The sequence below is a fragment of the Streptomyces sp. NPDC091412 genome, assembly GCF_044756885.1.
In the GTDB taxonomy this organism is placed as follows: Bacteria; Actinomycetota; Actinomycetes; order Streptomycetales; family Streptomycetaceae; genus Streptomyces.
In genome coordinates this window covers 167,214-187,398 of sequence record NZ_JBIVTV010000003.1, presented here as the reverse complement: position 1 = coordinate 187,398, position 20,185 = coordinate 167,214, and the positions used below count along the sequence as shown (strand labels likewise).

Below are 20,185 nucleotides of genomic sequence, written 5' to 3'. Positions count from 1 at the left end.
GGGAGTCGGCTCGCATGACGCTCCCCGGACACGACGAGCGCCGCACCTCCACCGCTGCGGTGACGGCCAGGTCGCCGTCACGTCACAGCCCGATGACCGAAGTTCACGTTTCCCCCACATCTCGTCTAGCGTGTCCGGGCACTCAACCCAAGGGGGAACTATGCGCGTTCGCGCGACTGCGGCCACGGCCGCGATGCTTCTGGCAGCTCTGACCGCGTGCGGCGGCAACGGCAGCGACAAGGACGATGCTGCGGCGAAGCCGAAGCCGGCGGCGTCCAAGCCGGCCGAGAGCGCCGCCGGTACGGGAGGCGACGGTACGGACGGCATGGCGACGGGCCTCAAGTTCGGGGAGTCGTACACGTGGCCGGACGGGCTGAAGGTCACCGTCACAGAGGCGCGGCTGTTCACTGACTGGGACCCCGAGGCCTATGAGTCGCCGTCGCCGGGCGTGGTCGAGTTCCGAGTGAAGCTGCGACTGGAGAACACGGGCCAGGCGCCTGCCGATCTGGGCCAGCTGTCGACGATCGTGGAGGGTGCGGCGAGCGGCGGCCGGGCAGCAAGCTCGCAGTTTGAGCGGGGCTCGGAGCCGCTCGAGGGCCAGCTCGCCCCCGGCGTGTCGGTAACGAAATCCGACGACAACGCCCTCGAGACCCGCTACGGGCGGAAGATCCTGGTGCGGGTGCAGCGGGCTTCCGAGAACGGCGAGTTCGAGTTCCCCGAGTTCACCGGCACCATCACCGGCTGACCCCTACCACGGCTTCGCGCGCTCGTGCTCGCGCTGGGCCTTCAGCAACAGGCGTGTCCGCTGCACCATGAGCGCAGCGATCGCCAGCACCGTGAGAATCCGGATGGCCCGTAGCACGACCGCGAGCGGGCCGTCAGGCCACAAGTTCACCAGCACCGTGTACGCGCACAACAGACCGACCGCGGAAGCGAACGCCATCAGGTTGCAGCCGACCTCGCTACGCCACCAGGTTGCCTTCAGGTGGTAGGTGATTGCGAAGCCAGCGCAGGCGGCGAAGCCGAGAGCGGACGCGGCGAAGTTGATCCACTGGTCGATGCTGAGGTTCATCGCGCTGCTCCTCGCTGCTCGGCGAACGCCTGCTCGATGCGTTCCCGGAAGTGGTTTTCGTGGCGTGCCGCCCGGATTCGCTCGACGAGTGCGAGCACAGCGGGCCGGCGGGCTTCTACGTCCTGCCGTGCCCGCTGTGCGTCGGCGAGGGCTTCTTGTGCTGCCTGCTTGCCGGGGCTGTCCGGCTTGTTACGGCTGGGGGTGAGCCGGTTGATTAGTCGGTGCACCGGTTGTCACCTCCTCCCTGCGTGGCGGGGGGAGTGAGGCGAGGACGTGGTCGGCGGTGCGGGCGACCTCCAGGAGTTCGGTGGTGAGGGCGCGTTCGTCTTGTCGGGCGCGGACTTCTTCGGCGTGGGCGGCGCGCCAGTAGTCGCGTTCGGCGAGGAGGTCGTTGTAGGTGCGGCGGGGGACGAGCTTGCCGGTGACGACGTAGAGGAAGACGAAGGCGAGCAAGCCGACGGCGCCGCCGTCGATGACGCTGATTCCGAAGAGCTCGCTCACCGCGTCCTCCATGGCATGTAACGGCACGGGTCAGGCGCCTACGCGGCCTTGGCGAGGCCGGACTGTTCGATGCGCAGGGCCGTGATCGGGGCAGTGACCTGTGGGCGGACGACGACGAGAGCGACGGCGCCCTCGATGAGCAGGTTCCACAGGGCCTGCCGTTCTGCGCTCATGTGGAGGCCGAGGCCGAGGTAGATGGCGATGCCCGCGTGGCCGAGGTTGACGAGCGCGGCGAACGCTGCGCCGTTGTGCAGGATGAACGCTTCGGCGACGGCGACGATGCAGGACAGGCCCGCCATGATGGCGACCTGGAGTTCGGGCGAGATGTCCCAGCCGTAGGCGGCGCCCAGCTTGAGGGCGACGGCTATGAAGGCGAGGATCGTGACCGGTTCTCTGCCGAGGATGCGCATGGGGTTGGGCCTTTCAGACGGGCTGCGCAGGGGCGGCAGCTGGTGTTGGGTTGGATGGGGTTCGGGCCTGCGGGTCAGGAGAAGAGTCGCCGCCACGTTTCGGGGCCGGGGTATCCGTCGGCGTCCATGCCCTTCCAGCCCTGCGCCTGCTGAAACGCCTGCACGTTGCGGCGGTCGGCTTCTCCCCAGCGGGGTCCGGGGCCAACCGAGTAGTGCTTGCCGTACCCCTTCTTCACGAGCTGGCGGCCGAGTTCGGTGACGTGCTTGTTGTTGGCGCCGGGCTTGAAGTAGTCCCGGCCCGGGAACTTCGGCACGGCCGGGGCCGGCGCGGGCTGCTTGGCTGGCGGCTTGGCCGGGGCGGCGGTCTTGCCGGGGACCTTCAGCTTCTGGCCGGGCTGGATGGTGTAGGGGGCCTCGAGGTCGTTGGCTGCGGCGATGACCTTCCAGTCCACGTCGATGGCGCGGCCGATGCTGGACAGGGTGTCGCCGCTCTTCACCGTGTACGTGTTGACGCTCGGCGTCGTCGGGGGCGTGCCGCCGGGTCGGGGTGCGCCCTTCTGGACCCAGGCGTAGAGGGGGCCGCCGGGGCAGGCGGTGGCGTAGCCGTCGCGGTGGCCCTTGACCTCCTGTCCGGCGCCGTGCTGGCGGAGGAGTTCGATGCCGTCGCGTATCGCGTCGAGCATGGCGTCGCTCGGTTCGGTCAGCCCCTCCGAGCCGACAAGTCCGACGATCGCGTAGTGCGCTTGGTTCAACGCCTGGTTGCCGTTGGCGCCGGTCCGTCGGCCGATGCCGCGGCCCTCCAACAGGAACCCGTGGGGGCAGGCGGCGTAGTTGTAGGCGACGTCGCTGTAGTTCTCGACCTTGTTGGCTAGGTGGCTCTTGCGGATCGCCTGCCATTCGGCGATGCACGCGGCGTGGTCGTCGAGGAGTTTGCGGGAGACGGGCGTTCCCTCGTAGTGGACCTTGACGCCCTTGGTGGACGTCTGCGTCGGCGCAGCTGAGGTGGGCCAGCCGAGGTCTTGGCGGGTGACGAGCTTCATCGGTCCTCCGTTGGGCGCACCCTGCACAGCACTTGACCTTTGAATCATAGGCCAACACCCGTCACGCGCCTACGATTCGTAGGGTTCTGGGGTATGGTCTCGGCAGGGAGGCGCCACGGTCCTTGCCCTCCCGACTGCGGCGGGCTCGGTCGTGCGGGCCCGGCCCGCCGCACAGCCCGCACCCGCCCGCACGGGAGACGCCCCATGACCGAGCCGATCCGTAAGAGTTCGCTGCCCACCACGCCGCCGCCGGAGTTCGAGTTCCGTACCGTCCTCGGTGGTCAACCCGATAGCGCGGGATGCATGCTGCTCCCCGGCGACACGGGCCCCGTGGTCGTCCGTCGCCGCGTCACCTACGGCGGCTGGGAGCCTGTCCGTCCGGACCGGTGGGCGGACGAACCCACTCAGGACGCTGGCCTGGTAGCAGCCAAGCCGAAGGAGTGCCCGCCTGGTGTGCACTCGATCTTCGACCCGTGCCCAGGGGACTGCGGCGAACCCCTTCCCGGCGATGAGCAGCCCGCGCCCGTCGACTGGCAGGCCATCGCCCAGATGCACGCCGCCGCCACCGGCCGCACCGGCATGGGACCGGTCCGGGGTGTGGTCGAGGACGTCGCCGACGTGCGCGCCCACGCCGAGCAGTACCGGCACTTCGCAGACGCCGCCCGCGGCGCCTCCGGGGCCCGCGACTATCCGGACCTCACTGACACGATCCTCGCCCTGCGAGACCGCGCCGAGCAGGCCGAGGCCGCCCTCACCCGCGTGCGGGCAGAGTCGGCCCGGATCCGTGCCGCCACCCGCACCTGGGAACCGGTAGCCGACCGCATCGACGCCGCGCTCGACGGAACCGACCAGCCGAGGGAGCAGCGGGAGCGCCCCACCCACCCCGACGGCACTCCGTACCGGTATCACGAGATGGTCGCCGAGGGCTGGGAGTTCTGCGACGGCTGCCGCATGTGGTCCACGGCCACGCCCGAGCGCCCGCACCAGTGCGCGGAGACGCACGTGCAGGGCCCTGTCGTTGGCACCGCGCGCATCGCCCTGGACGTGGCGGCGACGGAAGTGTCGGCGGGGCTCGCCGACGGCATCGGTCGCGACAGCGGTCCGGCGGCGGTCGAGCGTCTCCGGAGCCTGCACTGTGACGTGCACGGCTTCTGCGACGAGTGCAGCGGCGACGTGCCCGGGTCCGAAGTTGCCTACCCCTGCAAGACCATGCGGATCATCGACGGGACGGCGGCGGCGTGAGCGACGAGAAGAAGGCCGCGTACCGCAGGCTGGAAGAGGCGATCGAAGAGGTCTGCCGCCTCGAAGGGTACGAGGGCGTACCGATCGAGTGGGTCGTGATCGCCGCCTCGCAACGGTTCGACGAGGACGGTGACGGCATCACCCAGGTCGGCACGCTACTCCCCGACGGTGGCGGGCAGATCCCGTACCACCGGGTGATGGGGCTCGTCGACTTTGTGCAGGCGCGCATGCGAGGCGAGGCAGCCCGCGATGGCGACTGAAGGCCACGCTCGCCGCGCATAGCCACAGCGCGACGAGCGGCCCGGCTCCCCGCCTACCGCACGACCCCGACCCGCACCTCCAGCCGTTGCCCGTAGGCGGCCCGGTACTGGTCCGGTGTCCAGGCGCGCCCGTCGGCGAGGAACACCGGCTCCACCCTGGCCCCGCCCGCCGTGCCCGGGTCGGCGACCAGGGCCCAGGCGACCACTCCCCCACCCGCCGGCACGCCGGTCGTGTCCGTGCCCGGCGGGGCCGTCACCTGCACGGTGAGTCCGGGTGCGGCGGGAGTCATGCCGTGGATGGGGCCCGCCGTCGTCTCGCTGCTCGTCATGATCGGCATCCGATCAGCTCGCGATGAAGGGGAGGAGGGTGTCGGCCATGTGCTGGAAGCCGACGTCGCTCAAGTGCACGCCGTCCGTTCCGGCTGCGCCCGGCGTGGCCGAAGTCCCCCAGTAGCTGAGCTTGTTCCAGGCGTCCCACGAGTTCTGCCCGTCCGTCCACCAGTTGACCAGGGCGAACCCGTACACGTCAGCCAGCGGGCGGGCCAGCCTGCTGTACTCCCAGTACTTGTTGTTGGTGCCCTCGTGCGTGCCGATGTGCGGCAGCGCCACGAGGATGTCCGCGCCCGTGCCTGCGGCGCCGGCTGCGCGGACGGCTTTGATCCAGCCGATCAGGTTGGTCACCCAGGCGTCGCCGGTGATGTTGGTGGAGGCGTCGTTGGGTGCCGCGGAGTAGACGGCAAGGTCGGCGGGGAATGCGCTGCCGCCGTTCCAGATGGCGTTGAGGGCGGCGGCGGTGTCGTTGTTGTAGCGGGCGCTGGTGGCTCCGCCGAGGGCGCAGTTGTGGACGACGACGCCGGACGCGCGCTCGCCGGACACGCCGCACACGCTGAGGTACTGGCCCGTCGACGTGGTGCCGACCTTGACGCGCACGGTGTGCTCCGTGTTGGACAGGCCGGTGACCGTCGTGGTCTGGATGGCCGCGGTACCCGAGGGCTGCGGCACGGACACGTCGGCGCCGCCGTCGATGCTGTACAGCATGGCCGGGCGGGTGCCGGACCCGGTGACGGTGTAGATCTTCACGGTGGTGCCGCGCGCTTTGAACGTCAGGGTGTCGCCGGTCTTGTCGGAGTAGATGTACGTTCCGCCTGGCCCGTAGGTGCTGCCGCCTTGGGTCCAGGTGCCGGTCTGGGTGACCGCTGCCCCGGCGGTGGTCCATGCCGTGTAGGCGGCCGGACTGTCCCCGGCGAGCGTGTTGGACAGGGACACGCCGTGGAAGCCGGACCCGCCGTCCCCGTAGGTGGCCTGCAAAGACGAGGCGACCAGGCCGGGCCACGACTTGGTGCGCGGGTTGGAGGCGTAGTAGCCGAGCGTGGCGGATCCGCCGACGCACACCATGCGTGCCAGCCCGGTTCCGGCGCCCGCCTTGGCGAGCGCAGCCCGCCAGTACTTTCCCCACCCGTTGGGCACGTAGGTGCCGAGGACCAGAGCGCTCGAGGACGAGGACCCCGAGTCGCCCTTCGGTCCTTTGATGGAGCCCGCGTAGTCCCATGCCGTGCCGCTGTAGCGGAACAGGTCACCGGACGACGGGTACAGGAACATGTCCCCGACGGCCGGGCTGGCGACGTTGCCGTAGTCCGGTGTTGCAGTGCTGGACTGATACCAGGTGCTGCCCTTCGGGCCGGGGTCGCCCTTCGCTCCCTTCAGGCTGCCCAGCGAGGATCCCCAGCCTGTGGCCGTGCGCTGGAAGACGCTGCCCGAGTCGATGCGTAGCAGCATGTCGCCGGGCTTCGTGTCGGTCGCGGCGGTCGTCGCATCGTTCACGTACCACTTCGAGCCGCCTGTCGGCGCGCCGATCTGCGTCCAGGCGCCGGACGCCTTGCGGTAGTACGTCAGGGTGGTGCTGGTGACGCCGAGGAAGGTGCGGGTGTCCTCTTGTATGTAGAGGTCACCGTTGACGCCGAGGCCCGCGGTGGGGGCGGCCGTGCCGGTGAGTACCTGGCTGCCTGGGGCGCCCGGGTCGCCGGGCGGGCCCTGCGTGCCGCCGGCCGAGCCGGCCGGGAGTTGGTCCGTCTTGACCTTGCCGGCACCGTCGAGCTGCGCCCAGCCGTCGGCCTGGCCGCCCTTGGCGAGGTGGTCGGCGAGGATCTGCCCGGTGTCGACGGCGGTGAGGCAGTAGCGGCGGCCGTATCCGAAGTCCACGTAGCAGGTGGTGACGTTGTCGGGTCCCATGAAGGCGACGGATCCGTCGCTGTCCGCGGTGATCTGGCTGATCGGGTTGCCCGCGAGATCGGTCAGGTCCGTGTACTGGCTACCTCCGGTTGCGGCCGTCCACGCGGCGCCCGTGGCACCCGGCCTGAGGAGGAGCTGGTTGCCGACTTTCTCGACCGCGAAGTCTGCGGGGCTGCCCCCGAATTTGTGCCTCATGGGTCTGTCTCTTTCTGAAGCTGGGGATGGGGGTCAGCTAGGGTCGACGATCAACCAGCCGACGACGGACGTGTCGGTGGAGCTTGTCGACTTGATCTGGAAGCTGGTTCCTGCCGTGCGGGCGTTGACGTAGGGCGTGCCGACGGTGCCGCCTGGAGACTGCGTGGTCAGCTGGATCCTGGACGTCGCAGTGACGGCCGTCGTTGGTACGGTCACGATGCCGGCCGCCAGAGTGGCCGTGCCCATCTTGGCGTTGGCCCCCTCCTTGATCCTGAGGGTCTTGCCGGCGCTGGAGGCGACGAGGTCGCCGCCTGATACGTACACGCCGCCTGCGTCGACGTAGATGTCGTTGGCGACTTCGAGGGAGTTGCCGAGGTAGGTGTAGCCGCTGAGGACAACGCCGTTGGCGCCGTCGTCCAAAATGTTGACCTTGCCGTTGAGGGCGTTCGGGCTCGTGTTGGACATGCCGGCGATGCTGGCGTAGGAACCCGCGTCGACCTGGATGAACTTCGTCGCGGTCGGCCCGGGGGTGACGTCGACGACTTGGGAGAGGCTGACGACGTGCGCGGACCCGGTGACGTGGATGCCCAGCGCCTTGTTGTTGTAGACGAACAGGCCTTGCAGGGCGGCGCCGTACCCGCCGCTGATCCGCACCCCGGCCTGCGTGTTGCCCTCCGCTCCGCAGCCCGTGAGGGTGACGGCGTAGGCAGTGTCGAGGAGGTAGCCGACCGGGTTGTCGTCGGCGGCGCAGCCGGTGAGGGTGCAGTACGCCAGCTTGTACAAGCTGTAGCCCCCGGTCTTGCAGGCGTTGGCGAAGCAGGCGTCGAGGGCGACGCTCGTACCGGGAGGCTGCCCGCCGGTCGTCTGCCCGAACAAATCAAAACCCCAGCCGCCGCAGCCCTCGACGACGATGCGCCGCATCGTCGACACGATCGGCAGTTCGACGCTGACGCCGTGCGCGCCCATCGCCTGGATGGTGATGTCCTCCATGGCCAGGTACGGCGTGCACGGATTGGAGGAGACGGTGAGCCGGATCCCGGAGCCGGAACCGCTACCGGGGCCGGTGATGCCGAGAGAGGAGATCGTCAGGTACTGGACATCGGTCGCGGTGAGGACGTGTGCGCCGGGCACTGTCTGCTTCAGGACGCTGAAAGTCGCACCTGCGCCCATGAGGGTGACGTTGCTGGGGAGGACGAGCGCCGCGGTCAGCTTGTACGTACCCGCAGGCAGGTAGACGACGTTTCCGGCGGCGGCAGCGTTGATGGCGGCCTGGAGTGTGGCCGTGTCGTCGGTCGTGCCGTCGCCCGCAGCGCCGTAGGACTTGACGTTGAGCCAGTCCAGTTGCTTGGGGAGCTGGCTGCTGGGGACGCGGCCGGAGCTGTCCAGCTGTGCCCAGCCGTCCGGTTGCCCGCCCCGGGTCATGAACGCGTCGAGGGTGGCGCCCGTGTCGGTAGCGGCGAGAACGTACCGACGCCCGTAGCCGAAGTCGATGTACAGCGAGGTCACACCGTCGGGCCCGTAGAACGCGACCGCGCCGTCCGCGTCGGCGGTCAGTTGCGTGATGGGCTTGCCGGCGAGGTCGGTGAGGTCGGTGTACTGGGTGCCGCCGGTGGCTGCGGTCCAGGCTGCTCCGGTGGCGCCGGGCCGCAACAGGAGCTGGTTGCCGATGCGTTCGGCTGCGTAGTCGGCGGGGCTGCCCCCAAACATGTGCCTCACGGGCGGGGTCCTTCCATCAGGATTGGGGGACGTTGAGGTCGTCGAACTCGGCGAAGTTCACGGTGCCCGCGTCGCGGTGGGCTTGCAGCGTCACCGACACGTCCTTGGCGGTCTTCACCCAGGCCGGCGTTGGGAGGGTGCGCCGGTTCGTCCAGGAGATGCCGTTGGTGCTGGTGTCCCAGTAGAGGGTGCCGCCCGTCTCGCGGATGCGCAGCCAGGTGTGCGTGCTGGCGCTGTACGTCTGGGAGACGGCGTTGTTGTCCCAGTAGTCGACGTTGGACGAGTAGCGGATCGTGCCGGTGGCGGTGTTGATGTTGATGGTGAGCGCGGTGCCTGCTGGGGCGGACGCCGACGCGAGCTGGAAGCTGGCATAGGCCTCGGCGACGGCGCCGTTTTTTTCCGGCGGGTAGACGCGGATGTGGGCGCTTGACCCGGCGAGGGTGTACACGCTGGCGGACTGGTAGGCGACGTAGTCGGGGCCGCAGGGGACGCGGGCGCGCCCGCCCACTTCGGTGGCGGCGGGCGCGCCGTAGTTGTCGGGCCAGAGGACGGTGTTGATCGCGTTGTCGTCGAAGTTGTCGATCAGGTTGGCGACGAGTGACGGGTCGCCGGGGCCGCCGCCGGATCCCGCGGGCTCGTTGACGGTGACGGTGATATCCGAAGTGGAGGTGCCGATCGAGTTGGTGGCGGAGTAGCGCAGCAGGTACGAGCCGAGCCTGGCGTCGATGGGCGGCTCCGGCCGGTTGAACGAATAGCTGCTGCCGTACACGGACCAGGTGATGGTGCCGGACAGGTCGAACTTCCCTGCACTGATCAGTGGTCGGAAGATGGTGGAGCGGCCGTCGGTCTGGTAGTCGCCCCAGGCGCGGAGGACGTCGTCGCGCAGGTCGCAGAGTTTCGTCAGGTAGGCGGCTTCGGTGCCGCCCTTCGACGGGGGTTTGCTGATGGAGGCGCGGGCGGCGGCGATGATCCCGCCGTAGGACTGGGAGTCGTTGCCGACGCCGTGGTTGACGAGGATGTCGTAGTGGATTGCCAGCCCGAGCGGCCCGACCCCGTCGGCGAGGGCCTGGGTGAGGCAGTCGTCCCAGTACATGCTCTTGCGCAGGTCGCGCTGTACCTTGCGGAAGATCGGGTCGGTGTTCGCGGCGGTGACCCAGGCGTTCTTGAAGCCGGTGCCGAGGTAGGTGGCGGCAGCGTTGGAGGCGCCGGTGCCGTAGCCGACCGTCTTGCACTGCTGGAGGCCGCTGATGTACGAGGCGAGGGGGTTGCCGGGCTTCTCGACCGCATACTGCTGGACGAGCTGGAGCATGTCGCCGGAGGACGATACGAAGCCGACGAGGCCCGCGGTGTAGCCGCGCTTGTCGCCGATGTCCTCGATGTACTTGTACGCGGTGGTCCAGTCTTTCGTGGAGTTCTCCGCGGTCGACGTGAGCTCGAATGCCATCTCCTGACAGACGGGCTGGCGGATGTCTGTGGTGTTGGCGGGCGAGCTGCCGGGGGTCCAGGAGAGGGCGGTGGTGGTGCCGATGGTGGTGCCTGCGCCCATCGGCCCGGTGATGATCTGCCACGAACGTGAGGTGATCGTCGACCCGTTGGCGTTCTCTGTCGCCGTCCGGGTGAACGGGCTGTCGGGGGGCGTGGCCGTGGAGGCGCCCGCGGATACGGTCGGCTTCGACCCGGTGCCGCCGCCGGTACCCGGGTCCGCGCCGGTAGTGATCGTCATACTGACGAGGATCCACGCCGCCACCATCGCGCTGTACTCCGCCTCCGCCAGCAGCAGCTGCCCCGCCGGGACAGTCACCGTGCGGGAGGCCACCGTGCTCGTAAGTAGATAGCCCGAGTCGAACGTCGCCGTGCGCTGCTGCCCTCCGGCTGCGTGCGCGCGGACCTGATGCGCTTGCCGGTCCTGCGCTGTGCCGGTGGGGAGGGGGATGGTGGTGGCGCCCGTCATGCTGATGCTGGCGGCGGTGCGGCCGGGGCCCTTGGGTTCGTACAGGGTGTCGGCGGTCTGCCGGGTGAGGAGGCTGCTGCCGCCCGCGACGCTCAGGTTGCCCTGGACGTTGAGGTCGCCGGTGACCGTGCCGCCGGTCTTGTCGAGCTTGCCTTCGATGGTGAGGCCGATGTCGGTTGCGACCAGCACGTATTGGCGGCCGTAGTTGAAGTCGATGCGGACGGTGCTTACTCCGTCGGGCCCGTAGAAGGCGACGGCGCCGTCCGCGTCCGCGGTCACGGTCGTGACGGGGTTGCCGTTCAGGTCCGTGAGGTCGGTGATCCTCGTGTTGGTGGTGGCGGCCCAGACGGTGCCGACCGCGCCGGGGCGGAGGATGAGCTGGTTGCCGACGCGCTCCATGGCGAAGTCGCTGGGCCCGCCGCCGAACAAAAACCGCATGAGTGTTCCTTTCGGCTGGTCAGGCGGTCCAGTAGGAGCCGTCGATCGTCAACACGTCGCCGGAGCGGATGTCGAACGGATGGTTCGTAAACAGGCTGAAGCTGTTCGGGATGGCGGAGGAACTGTTGCCGCTTGAGACGCCGTAGCGGAGGCGCCCGACCTTGTTGAGGCCGTCGCTGGCCGCGACGAAGGCGACGCCGACCGCGGAGCCTTCGCCGTTGCTGGAGGTGAAGTTCCAGTTGAAGAGGCTGCGGTGTGAGCCGGTGGCGGGGAGTCCGGGCGGCAAAGCGACCTGGATCGGGTCGTCGTACTTGGGCGGGTTGCCGGTCGGGGTGAGCTGGATCGTCAGGTCCACCCGCTTGCCGACGGCCTGGTAGTGGCCGATGTTCGTCGCGCCGGAGCCCCAGTTGATCGTCGTTGCGCCGGCCGTCCATACCGGCGTGTACGTCGCCTCTTGCACGCCAGCGGTGGCGAGCCACCGCCATGCGGCGCCGTCGCCGACGTACAGCTGGCCGTCCTCGATGAGGAGTTGGTTCTTGGCGGCGGGGGGGCGGGCTCCGCCAATGGAGGGGATGACGCCGCGGTCGGTGAGGTAGCGCTTGTCGAGCACGTTGGCGGCAGTGACGACGGACGCCCCGGCGGCAACAGTGCATTGGGCGAGGGGGATCTCCCACACCCCGTTTTCGATCTGGGTGAGGGTGGGGGCCGTCGTGCCGCCGGTCTTGTATTCGGCGGTGACCTTCTTCGCGGTCATGTCGGCGCGGAGGATGGCGAGGTCGACGCGCGCCGCGCCACCGCTGTTGGCGGGCACGGTCAGGTTCTTCGTCGCGTCGAGGTAGTAGTAGAACCCGTTGACGCTCGCATGCCCGGCGGCAACGGCGACCGTGTTGACGCCGGACCCGGTGACCTTCAGTGCGGTGGAGGTGGGGTCCTGGGCATGGACGCCGTCGAGGCCCCAGCGGCGCGCCATGCGGGACCACTGGAGTTGGGTGCTGATCGGAGAGCCGTCGAACGGTCCGGAGAACTCAGCCATCAGGCGGCCTTCCTTGTCGTGAGACGCCCGATGTCCTTCTTGATCCGGGCGATGTACTGGTAGATGCGGGCGACCGCGCCGTCCGCGTTGTCGCCGCCGACGGTCGCCTTCACGCTGGACTCGCCAACCGAGCTGGTGAGGGTGACCTCGCGGACCACGTCCGTGTACCAAGTCCCGCCGCGCAGTTGGGCGGACACGGTGTCGCCGACGTTGTAGTCGCGGCCGTAGCGCAGGTTCGGCAGGTCGATCGGGGAGATCGACAGGCTGCCCGAGCCGGCCCCGTTCGTCAGGGCCTCGGTGCCGGCCTGGTCCATCTGTGCGGCGAGGTCGACGGACGCCGTGTCGACGCTGGTCTGGTCGACGAACTGTTCAAGCGTCAGGCCCGGGAAGAGCGGGTCGGCTCGGTCGTACACCTTGCAGACGCGCGGGGACGTACCGCCGCCCGCGACGACGATGGCGCGGGTGCAGGTGGGCGGGGTGGTCGAGTAGTTGGCGTCGGTGAGGTTGCCCAGGCCGAAGGAGAAGCGGGCCGTGGCGCTGCGGTCGGTCGGCGTGAACACCTGGAACTGGAGGTTGCTGCCGACCTGCACGACGCGGAAGCCGAGGCCAGCAGCGGCGGCAATGTCCTGCAGGACCACGAGGAGGTTGTCGAACTGGTTGACCTGCCGCACCAGCGCGCCGCCGCGGAGTCCGTTGGTGGCGAGGGTGAGCAGCGCGTGCCGGCGGGACGCCTGCGCGCCGGGGCCGGCGTTCAGGTTGACGAGGTCGCGCATGCCGGTCTCGACCGACGCTGCGTCGATCTTGTAGAGGGGTGCGGTCTGGGATCCGATCGCCGCGGTCGGCGCGGGCCAGCACGCGTACCGGGCGAGGACCTCGTCGTCGGAGACGGCGCCGACCTTCAACTGGCCGCCGCCTGCGTCGGATTCGGACCGTGACCAGTCGACGGTGCGAATCGGCCCGGTCAGGACCGTGTCCCCCGACCCCGTCTTGACGATGAGTCCGTTGCCCTCGACGAGCAGCGGCGCGCTGGGCGAGTCGGCGGGGAGCTCGAGGGCGATCGCGCCGATCGCGTTGAAGCGGGGCACGACGGTGAGGCTGGTGTACTCGCTGACCTGGCCGAGGCGTTGCAGCGTGCTGTTGCGGATGTAGACCTTGAGTGCGTTCGACATGGCCAGGCCCCTAGGATCCGAGGTAGCGGGGCTGGTAGGTGAGGCGGACGCTCGTCGCTCCGGTGGATCCGGCGACGGTCAGGCTGCACTGGTTGACGCCTTCAGTGAGCGGCCACAGGTCCGAGTCGTTGGACAGGTCGGGCCACAGGTTCGTGGTGCCGTTGAGGAGCGCGGTCTGCTGGCGTTCGCGGGTGTCGATGACGATCGTGTCTGTGCCGGTGATCGTGCGCGTGAGGACCAGCCGCAGGCCCGTGGTCTGGTTGATCAGGGTGATGCTCGTGGCGGGGCCCTTGATGGTCCACAGCGGGTAGGCGTCGTCGTCGCCGTCGTTGTCGATCGTCACCGAGCCGAGCACCTGCGAGTCGCCGACCGTGAGCGGCAGGAACGGGAAGAACGTGCCGGGCGCGCCCGTCTTGAACTCGAGGCTGGTCTCGGCGCCGGTCCAGTACGGGGACGGGCAGGCGAGCGTGAGCGCGTTGATGCACCACCGCTGCCCCGCCGCGTCGAGGGACTCGTCGCCTTCGAGGCCGCCGCTGTAGTAGGCGCCGATGCTGCGGGTGGCTCCGTCGGGTTCGATCAGGGTGATCGTGCCGACGCCCCTCTTGGGGTTCATCGACTTGATGAGGGTGCGGCGTCGCTGCTTGTACGCCTGCCGAGAGTCGTTCGACCAGAACGCGACCGGGAGGACGATCTCCTTGTGCTGGGCGCGGACGTCGCGGAGGGCGTGCCCGTCGATGCCCGGCGACTCGTCGGTGGTGTAGGCGTACTGGGGCATGTCCAACCCCTTGGCGCCGGGCTGCAACAGCCAGCCGTTCTCCCAGTCGCTGAGCTTGGTGGTGACGCCGCGGGGGTCGGTCCAGACGACCTGCGGCATCTCGTTAATCAGTGTGGGCCAGGGCGGGCCCTGCCACTCCTCCTCCGGGGGGAGGTAGGCGGGAGGGACGAGGATCGGCATTAGCCCACCACCACCGTTCGGTGCAGCATGTCGTCGATCGCGAGCGCGTCGAGGACGCTCTTGCGGGAGGCGACCTCTCGGGTGGTCGCGTTGTAGTGCAGGTGCCGGTCGCCGCCGTTGTTGATCGTGGACTGCTGCTGGATGCGGGCAGCCGTGGCGGCAGCCGTGCGGCGGACCGCGCCGGCCATGCGGACGGCGGCGGCCTGCGCGTCGGGCACCGTCCGTTCCACGCCGCGGGCGAAGCCGAGGCCGGTGAAGCGGCCGAGGGCCTCGAGGATCCGCGACGGGGACTTGATCTTCAGTTCGACCTTGATGGTCTTCTGGATCGCCTTGGCGATCTTCGCCATCTGCGCTTCGATGGCCTTCTGCGTGGAGGCGAGACCCGTCAGGTACCCCTTGCCGCTGTTCGCTCCGGCGTCGTACATGGCGTCGGCGGCGTCCCGGCCGAACGCGGTGGTGGCCTTGTCGATGCTGGCCTGCGTGGCGTTGATGGCCTTGAACTGGTCGGGTGTGGCGTCGACCAGGGCTTGTGCGTAGGCGGCGCCCGACTCGGGTCCGGCGGCGATGAGCTGCTGCAACAAGGCTTTCGACAGGCCGCGCTTGGCCAGCGCCTGGAGGTTGGCGCCGAACTTCTTCAGCTGGCCGAGCCTGACGTTCAACCCGGAGAGGATGCCCGACGCGTCGAACGTGAGCCCGCTGTTGGGGAGGCCGGTCATCGACGTGTACTGGACGGCTTGGCCGGTGGCGTCGGCGGCCAACTGGTTGGCGGCGGCGATCTTCGCGGTGATCGCATCGCGCTGCTTCGCCAGTGCCTGGAGCTGCTTGTTCGCCGTGCCGATCTGCTTCAGCAGCTTGTCGTCCAGTGTGGTTTTGACGCCCTTGAACGCGTTCTTCACCGCGGTGGCGACCTTGGTCATCGCCGCGTCGATCGCGGAGGCGGTCCCGGCGAGCTGCTTGAGGAAGTCCCCGCCGACGGAGGCGGCGAGGGGCCCGGTGTCGATGCGCTTGCCGCCGACCTTGATGACCCCGCCCTTCGCGTAACCGCGGGGCAGGCCTCGGTTGATGTGCACGCCGACCACGCCGCCGCGCGCGTACCCGCCGGGACGGTTGTACGCCCGCGAGAGGCTGCCGTACTGGGCGAGCGCGTACTTCATCGAGGCGTACACGTTGGCGATCGGCGACGTGCTGACGCCGTACATGAACGGGCCCGTGTTCCGGTACTTCCCGGCAAAGCGGCGGAAGGTGCCCTCGATGACCTGCATGAGGCCGACAGACGGGTGGCCGGCCTTGGCGTTGGAGTCCCAGAGGTTGACGGCGCGCGGGTTGCCGCCGCTCTCCTGGTTCATGCGGCGCAGGGTGGTGTTGACGAGGGACAGGGACTGTCCGACCTGTCCGAGGGCCTGTTCGACGACGCCCCGCCAGCGTTGCACGCCGGTGCCGCCGTCGCCCTTCGGGCCGGTCAGGTACGGCATCGGGTCCACGGGCTTGCCGTTGACGCGGGCCTCGAGGTGGAGGTGCGGCCCGGTGACGTTGCCGGTCGCGCCGACGGAGCCGATGCGGGCGCCCTGCTTGATGGCCGAGCCTGCCTTGGCGGCCATGGCGGACATGTGCGCGTACAGGGAGGCGAGCCCGCCGCCGTGCTGGACGAGGATGTGCTGGCCGTAAGGCCCGCCGCTGGTCGCGGACTCGACGGTGCCGCTGTCGACGGCCACGATTTTCGTGCCGGTCGGTGCGGGAAAGTCGAGGCCGGTGTGATGGCCCGAGGACCACATGCGGCCGGCGACACCGAAGCGCGTGCCGAACGCGGCATTGACCGGCTTGATCCACGAGCCGGTGCCCTCGGGCGGGGTGTCCTTGCCACGGATGAAGTCGATCGCCTTGTCGATGAGGTAGATGGGCGCACCGGCGACCATGCCGGGCCAGGTGCCCGTGTTGGTGCCGAGGGCCTTGCGGACGCCTGCCTTGACGGGCTTGAAGGCTTTCGCCGCGAGCTCTCCGAGTTCGCCCTTGACGGTGTTGGCGCCCTTGAACACGGACGCGACCGTGTTGACGATGCCGTCGCCGATCGACCCGAGGATGCCACCCTCAGCGAACCCTCGGAACCTGCTGAGGGATTGCCCGGACATGGCGGCTTGGTTGACGGCGTGCAACCGGGCGCGTTCGTAGGGGTCGCGCATGGCCTCGGAGACGTAGACGCCTTCGCCGCGGCGCATGGGGACGAGTTGGTCGTCGCCGTCACGCCACGTCGACCAGCCAGGCAGCACGCCACCGCGAGCGAAGCCCTTCGGCATGGCCATCTTGGGCAGGTCGGGCACGCCGGGGAGCTGGCCTGCGGTGTGGTTCCAGACGGGCACGATGCCCTTGTTGTAGACGACGTCGATCCAGAACTTGATCGGGGCTTTGACGAGGCCCTTGATGCCGTCCCAGACTTCGCCGACGCCATCGCGGATGGTCCGGAACATGCCCTTGATCTTGTCGCCCCAGTCGCTGACCCCGTCGGTGACGAGCTTCCGTGCGGCGGACGCGATCGACTTGATGCTGCCCCAGAAGTCGTCCCAGATCCGGCTGGCGCCGTCCTTGAGGTCCTGGAACTTCTGGACCACCGCGTCCTTGATGTCCTTGGCGATCTCCTTGCCGCGCTTCCACAGGCGCAGGAACCAGCCGACGGTGCCGTTGACGATGTCGGGGATGATGCTGTGCCCGAGGAGCTTGTCGTACACCCACTGGAACGCCCCGGCGATCTTCTCCGTCAGCCACTTCACCGCGTCGACGGCGGGCTGGAACTTCTCCCGCAGCCAGCCGAGGAAGTCGATGAGTTTCTGCATTGCCGGGATGACGATCTTCATGATGACCCAGGTGGCGAACTGGGTGAGCAGCAGGATCAGTTGGGTGAGCGGGCCGACGAGCGGCAGCAGCGCGGGCAGCAGCTGCGTCATGAGCTGCGCCCCGAACATCATCAGCTGCGGCAGTAGCGGCGTCACGGCGAGGAGGATCTCCGTGATGCTCTTGGCGAGCTGCACTACAACGGGGATGAGCTGCGGGATCACTGGCATGAGCTGCTCGAGGATCGCCAGGAACTGATCCGCGAACGCCATCGCGATCTCGACGAGAACCCCGGCCAGCGCCTCGATGACCGGGCGGAGGGTGACGCCCAACAGGTTGGCGATGATCTCCACGACCGGCGCCAGTTTCTGGAAGATCTTGCCGACGGTTTGGATCAGCGGCACCAGTGCTGGAAGTAGTGCAGCCACCAGATCGCCGACCACCGGGAGCAGCGGGGAGATCGCGAGGACCAGGTCACCGATCGCCTGCGCGGCTACCACCAGCACCGGCCCCAGCGCCTTCGCCACAGGGGCGAGCGCCGCGCCCAGATCCTTGATCACCTGGGTGATGACCGGGCCGAGCAGCTTCGTGATCTCGATGACGGACGGGGACAGCTCCGCCAGGATCGGCAGCAGCGCCTGGATCGTCTGCCCCAATGCCCCGGCCAGGAGCCCGGCGACCGCGTTGAGCGCCTTGAAGATCTCCGTCAGCGCCTTCTGGATTTCCGGACTGTCGATGACCTTGTGGATCTGCTTCAACGCCGCACCGATGACACCGAAGAAGTCACCCCCGGCAGCGGACGCGGCCTTGAGGATGCCGCTGATGATGCCGCCCAGGTCAGCCAGCACGCGGCCGAACTTGACCGCGACGTCCAACGCGGTGCTGATGGCTTCCTCGAGCCTGCCGGACTTGAAGCCCTTCTCCAGCTTCCCCATGAGCTTGTCCATGGTTTCGGCGAGCCCGCCGGTCATCCGGTCGAACGCGGGCCGTGCGGCGACGGAGAGCTGACCGAACGCGGTGACCATCTGGCCGGGGATGCGGGACAGGTTGGAGAAGGACTGCTTGATCCCGTCGAAGACCTGCTTGAGCGTCCCGGCCTTCTCCAAGTTGGCCACCGCGTCGAGGGCGTTCTTGCCGGTCAGGTTGAGCTGTCCGGCGATCCCCATCAGCCCGGACCGGACCGTCGGCAGCACCTGCCCGCCCACAGTCTGGAGGCGGGCTCCGAGTCCGGCGAACAGGCTGTCCTGCACGTCGAGGCGCATCGCACCCCACGCCGGGGCCATCTCCTGCAGCGTGCGCACGAACCCGCGGGCGTTCGGGCTGAGCTTGGCCATCGCCTCGTCGAGCTTGCTGGTCTGCTCGGCCGCGTTCTTCTGCGCCTCAGCCAGGTTCTTCGCCGCGTCAGCGACGGCACGGTGCGCGTCGGCGAGGGCACGCTCCTGGTTGGCGACGGCTTCGTTCGCCTGCCGGATCCGCTCCTTCGCCTTGACGACAACGTCGGAGCCTTCGACGCCAGCCTTGTTCGCTGCTGCGGTGTCGGTGGTGAGCCGCTTCTGTTGCCGGGACTGCTCTTCGACGTTGGCGCGCGCCTTCTGCAGAGCGAGGTCGGCCTGCTGGATCTGCAGCTGCGTCGCTGTCGGATCCGACCTGACCTTCTCCAGGTCGAGTTCGGCCTGCTGCACATCGAGTGCGGCTTGCTTCTCGTCGAGGCGGCCCTTACGGAGGGCGGCGTTCATGTCCTCGATGTCGCGGACGGCCTGCCGGCGCGCGATGGATAGTTCGTCCTGCGCCCGGCGGGCGTCTCGTTGCGCGTTGGTGAGGGCGCGTTCGGCGTCCGAGACGCCACGGTGCGCGTTGGCGAGCTGACGCTGGGCGGTCTCGACTTGCTTGACGGAGGCGGCGGCCTGCTTGGCGCTATCGTCGCTGCCGTCGAACGCCGCCTTGATCGCGTCACCGACGCCGACCGTGCCCAGCTTCAGCGCGGCGAACCCGCCGACAAGCACGCCCAGCGCGGGCGCGGCAGTCGCGGCGAGCGGCCCGAGCTGGGCGAGCGCCGCGGTGAAGGAGCCGACGGCGGGCAGGGCGGACAGGATCGCCCCAGTGATCAGCGTGACCTTGTTCGTGAGGAGTCCGAGGCCGAGGCTGCTGCCGCTGCTGCTGCCGCCGATGCCGGCCAGGTCGGAAGTCAAGGCGTTGGCGCCACGGGAGCGGAGGCGCACGTTGACGGTGCGGTCGCGGGTGAGGGTGGCGAGGGTTCTGGCAGCGCCGGCGGTGTCGACGCGTGCCTGGATTGTCATCTGCCTGCGCCGGGTCAGGTTGGCGAGGCTGTCGGCGCCGACGCGGGTGTCGACGTCGACGTCGATGCGGACCTTGCGACGTTGGGTGAGGTTCTTGATCTCTTGCGCGCCGACGCGGGTATCGACCGACGCGCGGATGTTGACGACGCGGTCCTTGCAGAGCTTGTCGAGTTTGTCCTTGGCGCGCTGGTACGCCGCTTCGTTGATCTTCGGGAGGATTTGGACGGTCCGGTTCGTGGACAGCTTGTCGAGCTTGGACTTGGCTGCCCGCTCGTCGAGGTCGACGCCGAGCTGGATTTTCCGGTCTTGCGTGAGCCGGGTGAGGCTTGCGGCAGCAGCCTTGTCGTCAAGCTGTGCGGTGATCTTGACGGTGCGGTCTTCGGTGAGACGCCGCAGACTGGCGACGGCCGCCTTGTCATCCAGCTGCGCCGTAATGCTGACGGTCCGCTTACCGACGAGCTTGTCCAGCTTCGTCTTCGCCGACCCAGTGTCCAGGTCGACGGTCAGCTTCACCGAACGTGCGGCGGTCAGCTTGTCCAGCTTGGTCTTGGCGGCGGTGTCGTCGAGGGTGGCCTGTACCTTCACGGTGCGGGCGGCGGTCAGCTTGTCGAGCTTCGTCTTCGCCGTGGTGGTGTCGAGGTCGATGCCGACCTTGACGACAGGTTTCATCCGCCGGACAGCACGTTCGATCTTCCCGGTGATGATCTCCCCGGCGAGATCACCGGCCTTGATCGCGGGCTGGCGGATGGCCTTCGGCAGTTCGACCTTCAGCAGGTCGCCGAACCGGGACGTGTCCGGAGTGAGTGATACCCGGGTGCGCCCGACCGTGGTCGCCTCAGCCATTCGCCCTCCCT

General features: G+C 68.9%; 14 protein-coding genes and 2 pseudogenes. 3 read left to right on the top strand and 13 right to left on the bottom strand.

Annotation, left to right across the window (positions count from 1 at the left end; all coding sequences use genetic code 11):
* The first annotated feature begins 160 nt into the window (after positions 1-160).
* On the top strand, positions 161-745 hold the full coding sequence (locus ACIQMV_RS08940; protein WP_402592112.1) for a hypothetical protein: 585 nt from the start codon (positions 161-163) through the stop codon (positions 743-745).
* A 3-nt stretch (positions 746-748) separates the two neighbouring features.
* Here the strand turns inward: ACIQMV_RS08940 and ACIQMV_RS08935 are convergent, their stop codons facing one another.
* The 5 genes and pseudogenes from ACIQMV_RS08935 to ACIQMV_RS08915 form a co-directional block, all read right to left on the bottom strand.
* The gene (locus tag ACIQMV_RS08935) at positions 749-1,072 is read right to left on the bottom strand and encodes a hypothetical protein (RefSeq protein WP_402592111.1); all 324 of its coding nucleotides are present in this window, start codon (positions 1,070-1,072) and stop codon (positions 749-751) included.
* 189 nt (positions 1,073-1,261) lie between these two features.
* The gene (locus ACIQMV_RS08930; RefSeq protein ID WP_402592110.1) at positions 1,262-1,573 is read right to left on the bottom strand and encodes a hypothetical protein; all 312 of its coding nucleotides are present in this window, start codon (positions 1,571-1,573) and stop codon (positions 1,262-1,264) included.
* A 38-nt stretch (positions 1,574-1,611) separates the two neighbouring features.
* Entirely contained in the window at positions 1,612-1,983 is a 372-nt protein-coding gene (locus tag ACIQMV_RS08925; RefSeq protein WP_402592109.1) for a hypothetical protein, read from the bottom strand.
* 74 nt (positions 1,984-2,057) lie between these two features.
* Positions 2,058-2,297: pseudogene (locus ACIQMV_RS08920) on the bottom strand (peptidoglycan-binding protein); the annotation flags it as partial.
* A 117-nt stretch (positions 2,298-2,414) separates the two neighbouring features.
* Positions 2,415-2,666, bottom strand: a pseudogene (locus ACIQMV_RS08915) (LysM peptidoglycan-binding domain-containing protein); the annotation flags it as partial.
* 561 nt (positions 2,667-3,227) lie between these two features.
* On the opposite strand from ACIQMV_RS08915, the gene ACIQMV_RS08910 reads away from it, so the two are divergent.
* Together ACIQMV_RS08910 and ACIQMV_RS08905 are read left to right on the top strand one after the other, a co-directional pair.
* Positions 3,228-4,265 carry a hypothetical protein gene (locus ACIQMV_RS08910; protein WP_402592108.1) on the top strand — a complete coding sequence of 346 codons (1,038 nt, stop codon included), beginning with the start codon at positions 3,228-3,230 and terminating at the stop codon, positions 4,263-4,265.
* Positions 4,262-4,525, top strand: coding sequence for a hypothetical protein (locus ACIQMV_RS08905; protein ID WP_402592107.1), 264 nt, complete (start codon positions 4,262-4,264; stop codon positions 4,523-4,525). The genes ACIQMV_RS08910 and ACIQMV_RS08905 overlap by 4 nt, the downstream gene beginning before the upstream one ends.
* Before the next feature lie 53 nt (positions 4,526-4,578).
* On the opposite strand, the gene ACIQMV_RS08900 is transcribed toward ACIQMV_RS08905, so the two are convergent.
* The 8 genes from ACIQMV_RS08900 to ACIQMV_RS08865 are packed head-to-tail and all read right to left on the bottom strand — an operon-like array spanning position 4,579 to position 20,174.
* Positions 4,579-4,854, bottom strand: a complete 276-nt coding sequence (locus ACIQMV_RS08900; RefSeq protein WP_402592106.1) for a hypothetical protein — start codon at positions 4,852-4,854, stop codon at positions 4,579-4,581.
* 13 nt (positions 4,855-4,867) lie between these two features.
* On the bottom strand, positions 4,868-6,949 hold the full coding sequence (locus tag ACIQMV_RS08895) for a hypothetical protein (RefSeq protein ID WP_402592105.1): 2,082 nt from the start codon (positions 6,947-6,949) through the stop codon (positions 4,868-4,870).
* Positions 6,950-6,982: 33 nt separating this feature from the next.
* A complete protein-coding gene (locus ACIQMV_RS08890) occupies positions 6,983-8,656 on the bottom strand; it encodes a glycosyl hydrolase family 28-related protein (RefSeq protein ID WP_402592451.1) in 1,674 nt (557 codons plus the stop codon).
* 25 nt (positions 8,657-8,681) lie between these two features.
* Positions 8,682-11,054, bottom strand: coding sequence for a chitosanase (locus ACIQMV_RS08885; protein ID WP_402592104.1), 2,373 nt, complete (start codon positions 11,052-11,054; stop codon positions 8,682-8,684).
* Between the two features lie 19 nt (positions 11,055-11,073).
* Positions 11,074-12,087 (bottom strand): hypothetical protein, encoded by a 1,014-nt coding sequence (locus ACIQMV_RS08880; protein WP_402592103.1) that lies wholly within the window; start codon positions 12,085-12,087, stop codon positions 11,074-11,076.
* Positions 12,087-13,256, bottom strand: coding sequence for a siphovirus ReqiPepy6 Gp37-like family protein (locus tag ACIQMV_RS08875; RefSeq protein WP_402592102.1), 1,170 nt, complete (start codon positions 13,254-13,256; stop codon positions 12,087-12,089). Before ACIQMV_RS08875 ends, ACIQMV_RS08880 begins: the two co-directional genes overlap by 1 nt.
* Positions 13,257-13,266: 10 nt before the next feature.
* Positions 13,267-14,211, bottom strand: coding sequence for a phage distal tail protein (locus ACIQMV_RS08870; protein ID WP_402592101.1), 945 nt, complete (start codon positions 14,209-14,211; stop codon positions 13,267-13,269).
* The gene (locus tag ACIQMV_RS08865) at positions 14,211-20,174 is read right to left on the bottom strand and encodes a peptidoglycan DD-metalloendopeptidase family protein (protein ID WP_402592100.1); all 5,964 of its coding nucleotides are present in this window, start codon (positions 20,172-20,174) and stop codon (positions 14,211-14,213) included. Before ACIQMV_RS08865 ends, ACIQMV_RS08870 begins: the two co-directional genes overlap by 1 nt.
* Positions 20,175-20,185 lie beyond the last annotated feature (11 nt).